Source organism: Bradyrhizobium sp. HKCCYLS3070, from assembly GCF_051167575.1.
In the GTDB taxonomy this organism is placed as follows: domain Bacteria; phylum Pseudomonadota; class Alphaproteobacteria; order Rhizobiales; family Xanthobacteraceae; genus Bradyrhizobium.
This window is the reverse complement of the sequence record NZ_JBNPTI010000003.1, coordinates 221,263-238,899: the sequence shown is the minus strand read 5'-3', so window position 1 is coordinate 238,899 and position 17,637 is coordinate 221,263. Positions and strand designations below refer to the sequence as shown.

Genomic DNA, 17,637 nt, shown 5'->3' with positions numbered 1-17,637 from the left:
ACCGTCGCCCGCTTGCGACGGGGACTACACGCGCCAACGGTTTGTTAACCTTAACCGCGCATGACTAGCGCACATCCTCATTCAAGGATTGTTCGAGTGCGCGCGTTGTTTGTTCCGGTCATTGCCGTCCTGTCCGCGATCCTGTTGTCGGGCTGCATGCAGACGATCTCCCCCGTCGCTGCCGTCCAGCCGCAGAGCGATCTCGACGCGATGGCCTATGGAACGCCTTCCACCGGCCCGGTTGCCGCCACCGGGCAGGGCGGGGCGATCCCGGCGCTGCGCAACTCGTTCGCTGCCGCCACCGGCGCAGGCGCCTATGTCGTTCCCGCCGGCTATGCGCCGGCGCGCCGCGACTCCGCCTATCATCTCGACGCTGGCGACAAGCTGCGCGTCGTCGTCTACGGCCAGGAGGGCCTGACCAACACCTATGCGATCGATGCGTCCGGATCGATCACGATGCCGCTGATCGGCAGCGTGCCGGCGCGCGGCCGCACCACCGCCGGCCTCGCTGCCGAGATCACCGCCAAGCTGCGCAACGGCTACATCCGCGAGCCCTCGGTGGCCGTCGAGATCGAAGCCTATCGCCCGTTCTTCATCCTCGGCGAGGTGCAGGCGCCCGGCCAATACCCCTACGTGCCCAATATGACGGTGGAGAGCGCGATCGCGATCGCCGGCGGCTTCTCGCCTCGGGCGCGGCGCGACGTCGTCACCCTGACCCACACCGATGCTTCCGGAGCCGCGCGCTACGAGGTGCCGCTCGGCACCTCGCTCAAGCCGGGCGACACCATCCAGGTCGGCGAGCGCTGGTTCTGATCTCCGCACGAGTGATTGCGGCTCAACGCCTACCTGAGCACCTGCGTCGACCCGACGCTGAGTGACGCGAGGCTCCCCGCAATGACGGTGGTTGGACGTTCAGCGCAGGTGCTGCGCAAAGAACGCCAGGCTGCGCGTCCAGGCGAGATCGGCGCTCGGCTGGTCGTAGCTGGCGCGCTCGTCGCAACCGAAGCCGTGCTGTGCGCCGGGATAGACGAAGATCTCGACGTCCGGCCGCTTGGCCTTGATGGCCTCGACGTCGCGCAAGGGGATGCCCGCGTCCTTCTCGCCGAAATGTAGCTGGGTCGGCACCGTCGGCTTGTCGTCGGCGAACCGCGCGACAGCGCCGCCGTAATAGCCGACGGCAGCGCGGAGGCCCGACAGCTTGGTCGCAGCCGCATAGGCGATGCTGCCGCCGAGGCAGAAACCGATGATGCCGACCGGCCCGACATTCTTCACGCCGTCGATTGCGGCCTGGGTGTCGCGCAAAAAGGCCGCCCAATCCGGATTGGCGACGAACTTGCGCGCGACCGCGATCTCGTCGGGCGAATAGCCTGAGGTGAAGCCGGGCTCGACGCGGTCGAAGATCGCCGGCGCGATGGCAACGTAACCCGCGGCGGCGAGGCGGTCGCAGACGTTGCGGATGTGATGGTTGACACCGAAGATCTCCTGGATGACGACCAGCGCGCCCTTTGCAGTTCCCGTCGGATCGGCGCGATAGGCGCCGAGCTGGAAGCCGTCGGATGCCGTCAGCTTGATATCTTGTCCCACGTTCTGTCCTCTTGCGGTCGTCAGGCGCGCGTCAACGCCACATCCAGTTGGTGCCGTAGTCCTCTTTCCAGCCGGTCAGCCGTCCCCTGCGGAACTTCAGGTAGAGGCGGTGATGGTGCGGGACCAGTCCGCTGCCGCCGAGATTACGCAGTGCCAGAAAGGTCTCGTTGCCGGGCGCGCCGTTCAGATAGATCAACGGCTGCTCCAGCACGCGCGATGTCTCACCGACATCCATGCCGAAGGCAAGCGGCGTGACGTTGGATAACATCGCTGTGAAAGGCGCGTCGGCGACGCCGAGCGTCTGCCCCGCCGCAGCAGGGCTTACGGCCGACAGGCTCGGCAGCATGGCCGCAGCCAGGCACAGCGTCATGCGTACGGATGGTCTCATGGGCCGAAATCTCCTTTCGCTGTCGGCGTTGGCTGCATCTCTTCTTAGCGTGCCCGGCGTCACCAGCCCAGCATCGTTCGCGCTGCACAACACAAATGCCGTTTCATGTGGCAGGCCGGCGTTCAAATCCCGTTGCGTCGCCGTCGCAACGCGATCATTCTTATGATGGCTGGCATCTATCCGGTGGGTCCCAGCGAATCGATAAAACCGAACTTCGCCGTAAGCGAAGTCGCACGCCGGGCGGGGAAGAAACCAAATGCCCAATCTCACCATCAACGGGCGGACCATGTCCGTCGACGCGGCGCACGACACGCCGCTGCTATGGGTCATCCGCGAGCAGTTGCAGATGACCGGCACCAAGTTCGGCTGCGGCGCCGGGCTGTGCGGCGCCTGCACCGTGCATGTCAACGGCGAGGCCGTGCGCTCGTGCCAGACCATGGTCGGCGACGTCGCGAACAAGAAGATCACGACCATCGAGGGGCTGTCGCAGAAGGGCGATCATCCCTTGCAGAAGGCGTGGATCGCCGAGCAGGTGCCGCAATGCGGCTACTGCCAGTCCGGCCAGATCATGCAGGCGGCCACGCTGCTCGCCAAGACCACGAGCCCGACCAAGGAGGAGATCGTCGCGCATATGGACGGCAATCTCTGCCGCTGCATGACCTATTCGCGGATTCAGAAGGCGATCCAGCGCGCCGCGTCCGAAATGCGCACCGCGTCCAACTCGAGCGACCGGAGAGCGACATGAACCAGCACGTCAAAACCAATTCCTCGGTCGCGACCGATCTCAGCCGCCGCTCCTTCCTGGTCGGCACCGCCGCCACCGGCCTCGTGCTCGGCTATGCCGGCCTCGCCGACAGCGCACTGGCGGCCGCGGCGCCGGCCAATTTCGAACCCAGCGTCTGGTATGCGATCGCGCCGGATGGCCTGGTCACAGTGACCTGCGGCAAGGCCGACATGGGCCAGCACATTGCGTCCACCATGGCGCAGATCGTCTGCGAGGAGCTCGGCGCGGCCTGGAAGGACATGCGGGTCCAGCTCGCCTCCAACGATCCGAAGTTCAACGATCCCGTGCTCGGCGCCCAGATCACGGGCGGCAGCTGGAGCACGATGATGAACTTCGATGCCATGAGCCGCGCCGGCGCCGCGGGCCGCATCGCGCTCACCGAAGCCGCTGCGACCGCGATGGGCGTGCCGGCCAACGAACTCGTGGTGCGCGACGGCGTCGTGATGCATCCGAAGTCCAAGAAGCAGATGAGCTACGCCGAGATCGTCAGGAGCGGCAAGATCACCAAGAGCTTCACGCCTGACGAATTGAAGGCGCTGACGCTGAAGACGCCCGATCAGTACACGATGATCGGCGTCTCGGTGCCGCAGCTCGACATTCCCTCCAAGACCAACGGCACGGCGAAATATGGCATCGATACGATGCTGCCGGGCATGGTCTACGGCAAGGTCGTCACGCCGCCGGTGCGCTTCGGCGCGACGGTCACGGCGGTCGACGACTCCGAGGCCAAGAAGGTGCCGGGCTTCATCAAGGCGGTGACGCTCGACGACAAGACCGGCTCGACCTCGGGCTGGGTGGTGGCGGTCGCCAACACCTATGCCAACGCCAGGAAGGCGGCGGACGCGCTCAAGATCAGCTATGACAAAGGCCCCTATGCCAATGTCAGCACCGACACCATCATCACCGAGGCGATGCGGCTGCAGGCGCAGGACGATGCCGGGCAGTTCTTCGTCAAGGACGGCGATCCCGTTGCAGCGATGTCGGGCGCGGCCAAGGTGCTGGAGGCGGAGTACACCACCAGCATCAACATCCATGCGCCGCTGGAGCCGATGAACGCGACCGCCGAGTTCAAGGGTGACATCCTGCACATCTACACCGGCAATCAGTTCGCGACCCGTTCCGGCGCGATCGCGGCGGCTGCGGCCGGGATCGATCCGAAATACGTCGTGATGCACCAGGCCTGGCTCGGCGGCGGCTTCGGCCGCAGGCTCGATGCTGACATGATGGTGCCGGCGGTGCAGGCGGCCAAGGCGGTCGGCAAGCCGGTCAAGGTGATCTACTCGCGCGAGAACGACATGACGATGGACTACTCGCGGCCGCTCACTTACCAGAAGGTCAAGGCCGGGCTCGACAGCAACGGCAAGCTGATCGCGCTCAGCCATGACGTCGTCTCGGCCTGGCCGACGGCGCGCTGGGGCATCCCGGACTTCCTGTCGCCCTCGGTCGACAAGAAGGGCCCGCTCGACTCGTTCACGGTCAATGGCGCCGACTTCTTCTACACCGTGCCCAATCATCATGTGCGCGCGATCAAGAACGAACTCGCGCATAATGCGACGCCATCGGGACAACTCCGTTCGGTGGCGCCGGGTTGGACGTTCTGGGCGGTCGAGAGCATGATCGACGAGATCGCGGTGGCCTCGGGGCAGGACCCGGCGCAGTTCCGCATTGCGCTGCTCGACGGCAAGGGCAAGAACGACGGCGGCGCGCAGCGATTGCGCAACACGCTGCTGGCAGCGATGGGCCTGTCCGGCTACGGCGCCAGGAAGCTCCCGCAAGGCGAAGGCATGGGCGTCTCCTGCGTTTCATCGCAGGAGCGTGCCACGGCGAGCTGGACGGCGTGCGTCGCCCATGTCGCGGTTGCGCCCACGGGCGCGGTCACGGTGAAGAAGCTCACCGTGGCGACCGATGTCGGCACCCAGGTGCATCCCGACAACATCCGCGCCCAGGTCGAGGGCGCGGCGCTGTGGGGGCTGTCGCTGGCGATGTACGAGAAGGCGACGCTGAAAGACGGCGGCATCGAGCAGACCAACTTCGACAGCTACACGCCGCTGCGGATGAGCCAGGTGCCGGAGGTCGCGATCGCCGTGATCGCCAATGGCGAGAAGGCGACCGGCGTCGGCGAGCCCGCGGTGACCGTGGTCGCGCCAGCGCTCGGCAACGCCATCTACAACGCCTGTGGCGCGCGGTTGCGCTCGCTGCCGATCACCGCCGCAGCGGTCAAGGCGGCGATGAGGGCCTAGCGTCGTCGCGAGACCATTCCTGTATCTGGGAACCGCCGGAGCTCGTCTCCGGCGGGTCTTTTTTGCGCTGCGGTCAGGTTCTCGCGCGGCACGATTTGAATGATCCTCTTAACGTCTCGCTCACCTGAAACGATACAGCTTGAATGATCGGCTTAAGCCGCGACGAACCCGTATCCCGGTAACTTGCATGGGCAGCAAACCGCAGGGGGCGAGCACGTATGAGCGCGACAGCCAAGCAGACCGTGACCCAGACCGCGAACAGGCGCCATCTCCTGCTCGCGTCGGATCGCGGTGACCAGAGCAGCGAGCTGGCGCGCATCCTGCGCTCGGTCGGCGACGTCGACATGATGCCGACCACCGAAATCCCCGAGAACCCCGGCAACCGCTTCTCCGGCGTCATCGTCGACATAAACCTGCGTTCGCCCGAGAGCGTGCAGCGGGTGCGCAAGAAGCTGTCGTCGCGCGCCTATAGCGACGTGCCGCGGCTGTTCGTGCTCGCGGAGGCGCTGCACCACGCCACCATGCAGGCATGGGCGCTCGGCGCCACCGATACCATCGCGCGGCCGTTCAGCCCCGCCGACGTGCTGCAGCGCATCCGCTCGGCGCTTCCCGCCGACGACGGCTATGACGAGACCGATCGCGGCAAGCTGCTCAATCGCGGCGTCGAGGCCGCGCAGGCCATCATGGTCAAGATCTTCGAGAAGCTGCCCACTGGCGCGCATCTGACGATGGAGGACATCGTCGCGGCCGAGAACAAGATCCTGAAGGCGATCAAGCACTCCTCGCTGCGCGAATGGATGACCGTGGTCGGCTGTCATCACAACGACACCTATCGGCATTGCCTGTTCGTGACCGGCCTTGCGGTCGGCTTCTCGATTCATCTGGGCATGCGCGACGACGACCAGCGCCGGCTGGTCCGCGCGGCGCTGCTGCACGACGTCGGCAAGGCGTTCATCCCGGTCGCGATCCTCGACAAGCAGGGCAAGCTGACGGCGGAGGAGATCGCGCTGCTTCGCCAGCATCCGCGCCGCGGCTACGAGGCGCTGTGGCGGCAGGGCGGCTTCCCGCCGGAGATGCTCGACGTCATCCTGCATCACCACGAATTCCTCGACGGCTCCGGCTATCCCGACGCGCTGCACAACGAGCAGATCAGCGACATCGTGCGCCTCACCACGATCGTGGACATCTACGCCGCGCTGATCGAGCACCGCGCCTATCGGCCGGCCTTCACCCATGCGCGCGCGTTCCAGATCATGGAGAACATGGGCCCGAAGCTCGACCAGCAGCTGCTACAGGCGTTCCGCCCGGTCGCGATGGGCGCGCATTGACGCGATCGCCTGAGAGCGCATCCATCGCCCGAGGGTAGCCGCTCGACGCAAGTGCATCTCGGCCGAGGCGCACTATCCTACCCGCCAATCGGTGAAAGGCGGGAGGAGCAGCATGGGCGCAGCCGAACAGGCCGGCGAGGTCATTCCCGGGCACATCGCCGCCGCGCTGGTCGATCCGGCCTGTTATGCCGACCACCGCATCCATGATGCCTATCGCTGGCTGCGCGCCAACAATCCGCTCGGGCGGGCCGAGCTCGATGCGTTCGATCCGTTCTGGGTGGTGACGCGGCACGCTGACATTCTCGCAATCAGCCGTCAGAATGATCTGTTCCACAATGCCGACCGTGCGACCACGCTGACCAACAAGGCGGTGCTGGAGCGCGTTCACAAGATTACCGGCCAGCCCAATCTCGTGCGTTCGCTGGTGCAGATGGATGCGCCGGACCATCCGAAATATCGCGCGCTGACGCAGGGCTGGTTCATGCCGGCCAACATCGCCAAGTTCGAGCCGCGCATTCGCGAGATCGCGCGGGCGACCGTCGGCCGCATGGCGGCGAAGGCTGCGGCGAATGGCGGCGTCTGCGATTTCGTCGCCGACGTCGCGCTCCATTATCCGCTGCACGTGATCATGGAGATTCTCGGCGTGCCGGAGGAGGACGAGCCGCGCATGCTCAAGCTGACGCAGGAGCTGTTCGGCCCGCAGGATCCGGACACGGCGCGGGTGCGGGAGGCGCTGTCGGCCGAGGTGTTCGCGGCGATGCTGCAGGCGGTGGTGGCCGATTTCGCCGCCTACTTCCAGCGCATCACCGAAGACCGCAAGGCTCATCCGCGCGACGATCTCGCCACCGTCATTGCCAACGCCAGGATCAATGGCGAGGACATGCCGCTGCACGACCGCACCAGCTACTACATGATCGTGGCGACCGCGGGTCACGACACGACGTCGTCGTCCACGGCAGGCGCGATCTGGGCGCTGGCGGAAGATCCCGAGCAGTTCGCGCGCGTCAAAGCCAATCCCGAGCTGATCCCGGGCCTCATCGACGAGGCGATCCGCTGGATGACGCCGGTCAAGCATTTCATGCGCAGCGCCACCGCCGACACCGAGCTCGGCGGACGCAGGATCGCCAAGGGCGACTGGCTGATGCTGTGCTACGCGTCCGGCAATCGCGACGAGGCGGTGTTCGAGCAGCCCGACACGTTCCGCTGTGACCGCAAGCCGAACCGCCACGTCGCGTTCGGCTATGGCGCGCATCTCTGCCTCGGCCAGCATCTCGCCAAGCTCGAGATGCGCATCCTGTTCGAGGAACTGCTGCCGCGGCTCACATCGCTGTCGCCGGCGGGGCCGGTGCTGATGACGCGGGCAACGTTCGTGAACGGACCGAAGAAGCTGCCGATCCGCGTCACGATGGGCTGACGCGGCGCTCAATCCAGCAGCTTGCGCAGCTCGGCCTTTGCGACCTTCTCGAGGGTCGAGCGCGGCATCTCGTCGACCAGCTTGACCTCGCGCGGCACCTTGAAGTCGGCGAGCCCGGCGCGGCAGGCGGCCAGCACCTTGTCGGGCAGTTCGTCGCGCGCGATCCCGGGCTGCGGGATCACGAACGCGACCGGCACCTCGTCCAGCATCGGATGCTTCCTGGCGACGACGGCGGTCTCGCGTACGCCGGGCACGGTGATGATCACCTGCTCGATCTCGGACGCCGCGACGTTCTCGCCGCCGACCTTGAGCATGTCCTTGGTGCGATCGCCGAACTTGATGAAGCCGTCGGCCAGGCGCGTGACGCGGTCGCCGGTCAGGAAGAAGCCGTCGGCATCGAAGCTCGTGCGCGTCGCTTCGTCGTTGTAGAGATATTCGGCGAACAGCGACAGGCCGGGCACGCCCTTGATGGCGAGATTGCCGGTGGCGCCGACCTCGGTCGGCCGGCCGTCATCGTCGGTGATGCGGATGGTGTATTCCGGCGCCGCGCGGCCGATCGACATCGGCGCGTTCGGCTGATCGACCTCGCCGACGATGCCATGGGTGATGGTCTCGGTCATGCCCCACCAGCCGATGATCTTGATGCCGAACTTGGCGAAGGCGGGCGGCTCGGACACCGCCGTGCCCCACAGCCGGAACTTGTGATGCTTCGGTACCTCCTGGTCGAGCAGCGCCTTCATGCAGAACGGGATGGTCGAGGTCCAGGTGCTGCCATGCTCGAGCGCCGCGCTCCAGAACCGGCGCGCGGAGAAGCGCGGCTGGATCACGCAGGTCGCGCCGACCCAGAGTGTGGCAAGCATCGAATAGGCCAGCGCGTTGGTGTGGAACAGCGGCAGATAGGTCTGGTGCACGTCGCCCTGATGCAGATCCTCATGGACGGCGTTGACCTTGGCGCCCCACAGCGCGTTGGCATGCGTCCACAGCACCGCCTTCGGCCGCGATGTCGTGCCCGAGGTGTATTGCACGCTGCACGGCGCCAGCGGATCGGCCGGCCGCCGCGGCCGATCGGCGCTGTCGGCAAACAGCGCTTCGAAGCGCTCGCCTCGTTCGACGGCCGACGCCTCCGCCTGACCCGGATCGTGCGAGATCACGGCGATCCATTTGAGACCGCGGCAATGCGCTGCGATCATCTCGGCATAGGCCGGCTGCGTGATCGCAGCCACCGCGCGACAGTGCTCCGCGAAGTAGCTCATCTCGGCGGCTGCCGAGCGCGTGTTGGTCGTGACGGCGAGCGCGCCCAGCTCGACGCAGGCAAACCAGGCAAGCATCGCCTCGACGCAATTGTCGAGATGGATCAGCACGGCATCGCCGGGCTGGACGCCGCGCTTGACCAGCCCGGCCGCCAATGCGCCGACACGCTCGTGAAACGCGCCATAGGTCCAGCGGCGCGCCGGTGCCTCGAACGGCGCCGAGATCAGGAACGGATGATCGCGCCGGGTCTCGCTGCGCAGCTTCAACAGCCACGGCACGTCCATGCCGTCGAACGGCGTCACCGTGCCCGCTGCCATCGTCGTTCCCGTCATCTTCGCTCCCGTCGTTCTTGAGTACGGCCTGTCTCCGGCCGCTTCGTTCTCGTCGTCATCTTCTGCCACCTTGCGCCGTCGCGATCAAATCGGGATTGAACCCGTCTCCGTTCGCGGGCGACCAATGGCGCGGCAAGACACGCCCGGAGGTTTGCATGCAGGCCGAGCCACGACCATGGCGGCTGCCCGATGCCCGCTATTTCCAGATCGCGGCATTGGCGACGCTGCTGGCGATCAATTTCGCCATGATCGATTTCGGCGCGCGTCCCGCAGCGAGCGTGGTCGCGGTCGCCATGGCGCTGCTCACGCAAGTGGTCTGCTGCCGCATCTCCGGCGCGCCGCTCGATCTCAAGTCTCCGCTGATCACCGGCCTGTCGCTCAGCCTGCTGTTGCGCGCCGATGCACTTTGGCTGCATGCGGCGGCGGCCATGATCGCGATCGGCTCGAAATTCGTGCTGCGGATCGATGGCAAGCACGTGTTCAACCCGGCCGGGCTTGCGATCGTGGTGCTGCTGTTCAGCTCCAAGGGCGTGTGGATCTCGCCCGGCCAGTGGGGCACGGAGATCTGGTTCGCGAGCCTCGCCGGATTTCTCGCGATCCTGGTGCTCAGCACCTCCCGCCGGGTGGATATCGCGGTGTATTTCCTTGCAAGTCACGCTGCGCTCCTGCTGCTGCGCGCCGCCTGGCTCGGCGATCCCCTGGCGATTCCGCTGCATCAGTTGCAGAGCGGCTCGCTGCTGATCTTCACCTTCTTCATGATCTCCGACCCGCGCACCTCGCCGGACTCGCGCGTCGGCCGGCTGCTGTTCGCGCTGAGCGTTGCGGTCGCGGCGCACTACCTCACCTTCGCCATGCAGATGCGGCCGGCGCTCTACGTGTCGCTGATCGCGCTGTCGCCGCTCACGCTGCTGCTCGACCGGCTCGTCCCTGAGACCCGCTTTTCCTGGCGTTCGCCCGTTCCCGAAGGAGTGTCGACATGACCCTGCGTTACAGCAAGCTCTTCCGCACCGGCGTCGCGGCCGCCGCGATCCTGGCGAACGCAGCGATGGCGCCCGCGAATGCCTTTTGCGGCTTCTATGTCGCCCAGGCCGACGCGAAGCTGTTCAACCAGTCATCGAAGGTCGTGCTGGCCCGCGACGGCGAGCAGACGGCGATCACGATGGCCAGCGACTTCGAGGGCGACGTCAACGAGTTCGCGGTGGTCGTCCCCGTGCCGACCTTCATCGAGCGCAAGCAGATCGGCGTGGTCGAGCCGAAGACCATCGACCATCTCGACAAATACACCGCGCCGCGGCTGGTCGAATATCATGATGCCGATCCATGCGCGCCGGTCGTCGTTGCGGCGCGGGCCATGTCCGTGGCGCCGATGATGGCAGGCGCTGTCTACGAGATGGCCCGGCGGAACTACGGCGTCACCGTCGAGGCCAGCTACGACGTCGCCGAATACGACGTGCTGATCCTGTCGGCGCAGGAGAGCGACGGACTGACGCGCTGGCTGACCGACAATGACTATCGCATCCCGCAAGGCGCCGAGGCCGTGCTCGGCAGCTACATCAGGCAGGGCATGCGGTTCTTCGTCGCGAAGGTCAATGTCGAGCGGATGAAGGGGATCGGCAACGGCTCCCTGCGGCCCCTGCAGGTGCGCTACCGGAGCGCCAAGTTCATGGTGCCGCTGCGGCTCGGCACGGTCAATGCCAGGGGACCGCAGGACCTGATCATCTATGCGCTCACCAGGAGCGGCCGCATCGAGGCGGCCAACTATCGAACGGTGAAGATCCCATCCGATATCGATGTTCCGCTCTATGTGAAGGACGAGTTCGGGCTGTTCTACAAGGCTGTGTTCGAACGCGCCGTCGCGCGCGAGAACATGCAGGCGGTGTTCGTGGAATATGCCTGGGACATGGGATGGTGCGACCCCTGCGCCGCCGATCCCATGAGCAACAAGGAACTGGTCGAGTTCGGCGCGCGCTGGATCGGCAGCGACGATGACACCGCCTTCAGCCTCCGCCGGGGCACGGCCGGAGCCAGCGCCTTCGTGACCCGGCTGCACGTGCGCTACGATGCGAAGTCCTTCCCCGAGGACATCGTCTTCGCCGAGACCAAGGACCGCAGCAATTTCCAGGGCCGCTATGTCCAGCACCACCCCTGGCGGGGCGAGGCGTCCTGTGCCGCGGCGAAGACCTACCGGGACAATCTCGCCGCACGTTTCGCCACGCAGGCGACGGATCTCGCGCAACTGACCGGGTGGTCGCGCAGCGAGATCGTCGCGAAAATGGACAAGAGCGGCGAGACCGTGACGAAATGACCTAAGGGGGCCGCGGCTCAATCCTGATACGAGGAGATCTCGATCAGGCTGCCGTCGGGATCGCGGCAATACACCGAGCGCAGCGTGCCGCGCGCGCCCTGCTTGGCGACCGGGCCCTCCTCGATGGCAATGCCGAGCGCCTCGAGATGCGCCACCACCTCGTCGGGGGGGCTGGTGGTGAGGAAGCAAAGGTCGTCGCTGCCGGCCGCGACATGGTCGGCCGTGAACCAATCGACCTTGTCCGCGTCCTTCGGTCGCACGTTGATCTTCTGGTTCCCGAATAGCAGCGACGTGCGCCTCGCCTTGCCTTGTCCGGGATCGAACACCTGGACCGTCATGCCCAGCACCTGTTGGTACCACGCCGTCGTGCGGTCCACGTCGGCGACATTGATGACCAGATGATCGAGCGCATCGACCTTGACCGGCATGGGGCCTTCCCTCCTGATGGGGCATCGATCTCGCCGCAATCGCGGCACTCTGCTACAATCGATCCCGGCGGCGCGTTAACCGCCGCTCAACGATAATGCCTGAGGAAACGCATGATTTCACGTCGTAGCGCGCTTGGTCTGATCGCCTCCGCCGTCCCGTCCATCGCTGCCGTTCGCAAGGCGTCCGCGGCCGACTATCCCACCCGTCCCGTCCGCTTCGTGGTGGGTTATCCTCCGGGCGGCGCGACCGACATCCTGGCGCGGCTGATCGGCCAGCGGCTGTCCGAGACGCTCGGTCAGCAGTTCATCGTCGAGAACAAGCCGGGGGCCGGCAACAATATCGGCACCGATGCCGTCGTGAACGCGGCAGCCGACGGCCACACCGTGCTGCTGGTCAATCCGGCCAACTACATCAATGCGAGCCTCTACACCAATCTCAAGTTCAACTTCGTCCGCGACATCGCGCCGGTGGCCTCGTTCAACCGTGTCCCCAACGTGATGACCGTCAACAAGGACATCGAGGCCAAGAACGTCGCCGAGTTCATCGCCTATCTCAAGGCAAACCCCGGCAAGGTGAACATGGCCTCGTCCGGCAACGGCACCTCGGTGCATCTGTCGGGCGAGATGTTCATGGCGATGACCGGAACCAAGATGCAACACGTGCCCTATCGCGGCGCGGCGCCCGCGATCACCGACATGCTCGGCGGCCAGGTGCAGGTCATCTTCGACAACATGCCCTCCATCATCCAGCACATCCGCTCCGGCTCGTTGCGAGCGCTCGGCGTCACCACGCAGCAGCGTTCGCCGCAATTGCCGGACGTCCAGGCCGTCGCCGAGACCGTACCCGGTTACGAGGCGAGCGCGCTGTTCGGCATCGGCGCGCCGAAGAACACGCCAAAGGAGATCGTCGAGAAGCTCAACAAGCAGGTCAACACCATCCTGGCCGAGCCCGAGATCAAGGCCCGTCTCGTCGATCTCGGCGGCGAGCCGCTGATCCAGTCGCCGGAGCAGTTCGGCGCCCAGATCGCCGCCGAGACCGAGAAGTGGAAGAAGGTCGTCGAGTTCGCCGGCCTGAAGGTCGAATGAGACGACCAGGCGACGCCGCAATCGCTGGGCCGCGTGCCGCGCGGGTCTTCGATGAGGCGCCGGCCCGCCGGGCGGGCGTCGAGGGCTGAAGGTGACGTGCCGCGCATGCGACACGTCACGGCCTTGGTTGGTGATCCGTTCCGCCGATTTGTCGTTTTTTGACCATGCCGGTGTGGTGCAACCCTCCGGCCAAAAGAGGAACAGATCATGCGCAAGGTTATGATGATGGCAGCCGGCCTCGTCGGCGTTGCACTTGGTGGCGGTATCGCGCCGGCCTCCGCAGGCGGTTACGACTATCCCTGGTGTGTGCAGGGCCGAGGCGTCGGTTACCCCGGCGACTGCTCCTATCAGACCTTCGAGCAATGCCGGGCGAGTGCCTCCGGGCGCAATGCAGGCTGCGGCATCAATCCGCGCGTCGCGTTCGATCCTGGCCGCCGCGGCCCCTCGGTCTATGTCGACATGCCGCCGCCGCGCCGCGTGCACCGCTATCAGTATTACTGACGCCTCTACGGAGCGGGTCGGCACGCGCGGCCAAGCGGCTGACGCAGGCGCGCTTCCGGAATCGCGCGGGCTTGCATCGACTTTGCGTTCGTATATACTTTGTATTGCAAAGTTAAACGAGCCGTTCCGGGCCTCAGGTGAGACATGCGCGACCTCGATAAGGCGCTGGCGGACATCATCGCGATCCGCAGCCAGCTTGCGGCGGGCACGGCATTTCGCGGCTACGGGCCGGCGACGATGGCCGCGACCTCGGCCGTCGCGCTGGTCACTGCGCTGCTTCAGCAGCTGTTTCTGCGCGACCCGACGGCCGACGCGTGGACGTTCCTGCTCGGATGGGCGGCGGCAGCCTGCGTGTCGCTGACGATGATCTGGTTCGAGATGCGGGCGCGGTCGCGCCGGCATCATTCCGGCCTTGCGGACGCGATGATTCATCAGGCGGTCGAGCAGTTCCTGCCAGCGGGCATCGCCGGCGTCCTGCTCGCGGTGCTGCTGTGGAAGTTCGCGCCGGAGGCGCTGTGGATGCTGCCGGGCCTGTGGCAGATCCTGATGTCGCTCGGCGTGTTCGCGTCGGTGCGCTCGCTGCCACGCACGGTGGCGCTTGCCGGGGCGTTCTATTTCATGGCCGGCTTCGCCGTGCTGCTGGTCGGCAGCGCCACGCATGCGCTGTCGCCCTGGACGATGGGGCTTCCGTTCGCGATCGGACAGGGGCTGATGGCGGGCATTCTGTATTTTGCGACCGGAGAGTCCGATGTCGAAGACTGACGGCAGCGCGCCGTTCTCCTATGACGGCCTCGATCGCGTCATCCACGAGAAGGCACGGCTCGGCCTGCTCACCTCGCTGATGGCGCACCCGAAGGGTCTGGCTTTTGCTGACCTCAAGCAGCTCTGCGGGCTGACGGACGGCAATCTGTCGCGCCATCTGCAGGTGCTGCAGGAAGCCGGTCTCGTCGAGGTCACCAAGGGGTATGAGGGCAATCGCCCTCATACCACCTGCCGGCTGACCAAGGCGGGACGCCGCCGCTTCCTCGATTATCTCGCCGTGCTCGAGCGCCTCGTCCGCGACACCGCGGCGGCTGCCGGCAAGGAACATACGCCATCGTCGGTCGGCCTGATCCCGGGCCGCATCTGAATCGCGCATCGCACTTTTTTGACCTGGAGCTTTGCAATGCAAAGTAGTCTGCAACCTAAATCGCCTGCTGTGTTGGATGGCCTGCATGTCGGCATCATCATGGACGGGAACGGCCGCTGGGCGACGCGCAAGGGCCTGTCGCGGCTGCGCGGGCACGAGGCGGGGGTCGAGGCGATCCGGCGCGTCGTCGAAGCCGCGCCCGACCAGGGCATTGGGACCCTGACGCTGTATGCGTTCTCCAGCGACAATTGGCGACGCCCGCGTGCCGAGGTCGCCGCCTTGATGGCGCTGTTGCGGGTCTATCTCGCCAGCGAGGTGGAGTCGCTGGTACGCAACGGCGTCCGCCTCACCGTGATCGGCCGTCGCGACCGGTTGCCCGGCGGCATCGCCGATGCGATCGGCCGGGCCGAAGCGGCAACCCGCGACGGCAGCACCCTGCATCTGCGCATCGCCGTCGACTATTCGGCGCGCGACGCGATCCTCGAGGCCGCGGCGAAGGCCCGCGAAATCGACGGCCTGACGCGTGCGGCGTTCTCCGACCTCGTGACCGGCGAAGCCGGCTTGCGCGACGTTGATCTGATCATCCGCACCTCCGGCGAGCAGCGCCTGTCCGATTTCCTGCTCTGGGAAGGCGCCTATGCCGAGCTGCATTTCACCCAGCGGATGTGGCCCGATTTCGATGCCGCAGATCTCGCGCAGGCGCTCGCCTCGTTCCGCGGCCGCGAGCGCCGCTTCGGAGGACTCGAGGCGGTGCCGCTGGCGCCGGCACCGGTCGCCTGACGACGGCCCAATCTTTCCGCACATCGGGGAATCATCTACCGCTTGCAGCACGAGCGCAGAGATCTCCTGATGAAGCACAAGCAGCGCCGGCCTGCCGGCAAGCCTCCGGTCAGATCCGGATCGATGGGCCACACCGATACGCCCGATGCGCTGTGCGCCGCCGCCCTGCGGCTGCTGCGCGCCGGCCAGCTCGCGCAGGCCGAGGATGCGTGCCGCCGCGCGCTGACGCTGGACGCGGCCTCGCTCGACGCGCTGCGTGCGATGGGACAGGTCTGCCTGGCGCTCAAGCGCGTCGATGATGCGATCGAGTGGTTTGCCCGCGCCGTTCGGCAGGACATGTCCGCAGCGCAGTCCTTCGTCGGCCTGGCGCAGGCGCTGCGGCTCGCTGGCCGCACCGATGAAGCGATCAAGGCCTATGATCGCGCGCTGCAGCTGCAGCCGGACGCGATCGAGAGCTGGGATGCGCTTGGCGAACTGCTGCAACTAAGGCAGCGACACGCCGAGGCGGCGCTGGCCTGTGACCGGCTGCTGCAGCTCGCGCCCGATCGTGCTGCGACCTGGTTTCGTCTCGGCGAGGTGCTGGAAGCCCAGGGCCGGCGCGACGAGGCGGCGCTGGCCTTCGATCAGGTGGCGCAGCTCAGGCCCGATCACCTCGAGGCGGCCAACAAGGCCGGCGCGCTGCATTTCGATGCCGGGCATTACGAGCAGGCTATCGCGCGCTTCGGGCAGTCGCTGGCAGTGATGCCGGATCAGGCGGGCGTGCTGTATCTGAAGGGAATCGCGCTGCGGCGGCTGCGCCGCTACCAGGAAGCCGAGACGTTCGGCCGCCGTGCGCAGGCGCTGGCGCCTGATGATCCTGACGTCGCCAATGGCTATGGCTGCATCCTGCAGAACCTCGGCCGTCACGATGACGCCGTCGCCATGTTCGACAAGGCGATCGCGCTCCGGCCGCAAACCGCGGATTTCCACAATCATCGCGGCACGTCGCTGGCCGAGCTGCATCGCTTCGCAGAGGCGTTCGAAAGCTTCGATCGCGCCGTCGCGCTGAAGCCTGATCTGGCCGATGCGCATTGGAACGCGGCGCTGTTCCGGCTGCTGACCGGCGACTTCGCCCGCGGCTGGGCGGCGCGCGAATGGGGACGAAAATGTCGCGCCGTCGGCTTCGTCGAGCGCAGCTTCGAGGCGCCGCTGTGGCTTGCGGACGCGCCCCTCGCCGGCAAGACGATCCTGCTCCATAGCGACGAGGGGCTCGGCGACACGATCCAGTTTTCGCGCTACGCCACCCTGGTGGCCAAGCAGGGCGCGCGCGTCGTGCTCGAGGTCGACGCGCCGCTGCAGCCGCTTCTGTCCGGCCTGGATGGCGTGGCGCAGTGCCTTGCCCGTGGCATCGATGCGCTGCCTGCCGTCGACTATCACTGCCCGCTGTCGAGCCTGCCGCTCGCCTTCGCCACCCGGCTCGACACCATCCCTGCCGCGCCGTGCTATCTGCCGCGTCCTCCCGAGGCGCGCCGGGCGATCTGGGAACAGCGACTCGGTCCGCATGACCGCTTGCGGGTGGGCCTGGTCTGGTCGGGCAACCCCGCGCATCTCAATGATCACAACCGTTCGATTCCGTTGCCGACGCTCGCGCCGCTGCTCGAGACTGGCGCGCGGTTCGTTAGTCTGCAGAAGGAGCCTCGGCCGTCCGACAAGGCCGCGCTCGCCGCGCGCGACGACATTCTCGATCTCACCGCTGACATCCGTGACTTCGTCGATACGGCGGCGCTGATCGACAATCTCGACCTGGTCATCACCGTCGATACCAGCGTGGCACATCTGGCCGGCGCGCTGGGCAAGCCGACCTGGATCATGCTGCCCTTCACGCCGGACTATCGCTGGCTGCTCGGTCGTGACGACGGTCCCTGGTATCCGAGCGTGCGGCTGTTCCGCCAGGACGCGCGACGTGACTATGCCGACGTCGTCGCGCGCGTGCGCGAGGCGCTCGCCGCACAGCTCGCGATGGTCAGCGGTGTGCTGAACGTTTGAGCATCAACGACGCCATAACTGAAACGTGATCGGCTGGCTGAGCCACCGGCGCGTGCCGCCTG

General features: G+C 66.5%; 17 protein-coding genes. 13 read left to right on the top strand and 4 right to left on the bottom strand.

Annotation, left to right across the window (positions count from 1 at the left end; translation table 11 throughout):
* The first annotated feature begins 96 nt into the window (after window positions 1-96).
* The gene (locus ACQR03_RS13575; RefSeq protein WP_315715029.1) at window positions 97-813 is read left to right on the top strand and encodes a polysaccharide biosynthesis/export family protein; all 717 of its coding nucleotides are present in this window, start codon (window positions 97-99) and stop codon (window positions 811-813) included.
* 99 nt (window positions 814-912) lie between these two features.
* Here ACQR03_RS13575 and ACQR03_RS13570 read toward each other — a convergent pair whose 3' ends face one another.
* Together ACQR03_RS13570 and ACQR03_RS13565 are read right to left on the bottom strand one after the other, a co-directional pair.
* Complete coding sequence (locus tag ACQR03_RS13570; protein WP_316186526.1) at window positions 913-1,584, bottom strand: dienelactone hydrolase family protein; 672 nt, start codon at window positions 1,582-1,584, stop codon at window positions 913-915.
* Window positions 1,585-1,615: 31 nt separating this feature from the next.
* Window positions 1,616-1,930: a hypothetical protein gene (locus tag ACQR03_RS13565; RefSeq protein ID WP_410051220.1), complete on the bottom strand. Its 315-nt coding sequence runs from the start codon at window positions 1,928-1,930 to the stop codon at window positions 1,616-1,618.
* Window positions 1,931-2,228: 298 nt separating this feature from the next.
* Here ACQR03_RS13565 and ACQR03_RS13560 point away from each other — a divergent pair, with 298 nt between their 5' ends.
* The 4 genes from ACQR03_RS13560 (at window position 2,229) to ACQR03_RS13545 (ending at window position 7,738) form a co-directional block, all read left to right on the top strand.
* Window positions 2,229-2,717, top strand: a complete 489-nt coding sequence (locus ACQR03_RS13560; protein ID WP_315715032.1) for a (2Fe-2S)-binding protein — start codon at window positions 2,229-2,231, stop codon at window positions 2,715-2,717.
* The gene (locus tag ACQR03_RS13555) at window positions 2,714-4,996 is read left to right on the top strand and encodes a xanthine dehydrogenase family protein molybdopterin-binding subunit (RefSeq protein ID WP_316166332.1); all 2,283 of its coding nucleotides are present in this window, start codon (window positions 2,714-2,716) and stop codon (window positions 4,994-4,996) included. Before ACQR03_RS13560 ends, ACQR03_RS13555 begins: the two co-directional genes overlap by 4 nt.
* A 218-nt stretch (window positions 4,997-5,214) precedes the next feature.
* Window positions 5,215-6,324 carry an HD-GYP domain-containing protein gene (locus tag ACQR03_RS13550; RefSeq protein ID WP_315715034.1) on the top strand — a complete coding sequence of 370 codons (1,110 nt, stop codon included), beginning with the start codon at window positions 5,215-5,217 and terminating at the stop codon, window positions 6,322-6,324.
* 112 nt (window positions 6,325-6,436) lie between these two features.
* Window positions 6,437-7,738, top strand: a complete 1,302-nt coding sequence (locus ACQR03_RS13545; protein WP_316186529.1) for a cytochrome P450 — start codon at window positions 6,437-6,439, stop codon at window positions 7,736-7,738.
* Between the two features lie 8 nt (window positions 7,739-7,746).
* Here ACQR03_RS13545 and ACQR03_RS13540 read toward each other — a convergent pair whose 3' ends face one another.
* Complete coding sequence (locus tag ACQR03_RS13540) at window positions 7,747-9,321, bottom strand: AMP-binding protein (RefSeq protein WP_316186530.1); 1,575 nt, start codon at window positions 9,319-9,321, stop codon at window positions 7,747-7,749.
* A gap of 155 nt (window positions 9,322-9,476) precedes the next feature.
* Here ACQR03_RS13540 and ACQR03_RS13535 point away from each other — a divergent pair, with 155 nt between their 5' ends.
* Window positions 9,477-10,301, top strand: a complete 825-nt coding sequence (locus tag ACQR03_RS13535; protein WP_434841472.1) for an RnfABCDGE type electron transport complex subunit D — start codon at window positions 9,477-9,479, stop codon at window positions 10,299-10,301.
* On the top strand, window positions 10,298-11,626 hold the full coding sequence (locus ACQR03_RS13530) for a DUF2330 domain-containing protein (RefSeq protein WP_434841471.1): 1,329 nt from the start codon (window positions 10,298-10,300) through the stop codon (window positions 11,624-11,626). Before ACQR03_RS13535 ends, ACQR03_RS13530 begins: the two co-directional genes overlap by 4 nt.
* A gap of 17 nt (window positions 11,627-11,643) precedes the next feature.
* Here ACQR03_RS13530 and ACQR03_RS13525 read toward each other — a convergent pair whose 3' ends face one another.
* A complete protein-coding gene (locus tag ACQR03_RS13525) occupies window positions 11,644-12,054 on the bottom strand; it encodes a VOC family protein (protein WP_315825625.1) in 411 nt (136 codons plus the stop codon).
* A 111-nt stretch (window positions 12,055-12,165) separates the two neighbouring features.
* Here ACQR03_RS13525 and ACQR03_RS13520 point away from each other — a divergent pair, with 111 nt between their 5' ends.
* The 6 genes from ACQR03_RS13520 (at window position 12,166) to ACQR03_RS13495 (ending at window position 17,575) form a co-directional block, all read left to right on the top strand.
* A complete protein-coding gene (locus ACQR03_RS13520) occupies window positions 12,166-13,140 on the top strand; it encodes a Bug family tripartite tricarboxylate transporter substrate binding protein (protein ID WP_434841470.1) in 975 nt (324 codons plus the stop codon).
* Between the two features lie 207 nt (window positions 13,141-13,347).
* The gene (locus tag ACQR03_RS13515) at window positions 13,348-13,641 is read left to right on the top strand and encodes a DUF3551 domain-containing protein (protein WP_315825624.1); all 294 of its coding nucleotides are present in this window, start codon (window positions 13,348-13,350) and stop codon (window positions 13,639-13,641) included.
* 144 nt (window positions 13,642-13,785) lie between these two features.
* Complete coding sequence (locus tag ACQR03_RS13510; RefSeq protein ID WP_315715042.1) at window positions 13,786-14,403, top strand: hypothetical protein; 618 nt, start codon at window positions 13,786-13,788, stop codon at window positions 14,401-14,403.
* A complete protein-coding gene (locus tag ACQR03_RS13505; protein ID WP_434841469.1) occupies window positions 14,390-14,770 on the top strand; it encodes a winged helix-turn-helix domain-containing protein in 381 nt (126 codons plus the stop codon). Before ACQR03_RS13510 ends, ACQR03_RS13505 begins: the two co-directional genes overlap by 14 nt.
* Window positions 14,771-14,806: 36 nt before the next feature.
* Window positions 14,807-15,550 (top strand): di-trans,poly-cis-decaprenylcistransferase, encoded by a 744-nt coding sequence (locus ACQR03_RS13500; RefSeq protein ID WP_434841468.1) that lies wholly within the window; start codon window positions 14,807-14,809, stop codon window positions 15,548-15,550.
* A gap of 69 nt (window positions 15,551-15,619) precedes the next feature.
* On the top strand, window positions 15,620-17,575 hold the full coding sequence (locus ACQR03_RS13495) for a tetratricopeptide repeat protein (protein ID WP_434841467.1): 1,956 nt from the start codon (window positions 15,620-15,622) through the stop codon (window positions 17,573-17,575).
* The last annotated feature ends 62 nt before the right edge of the window (window positions 17,576-17,637 follow it).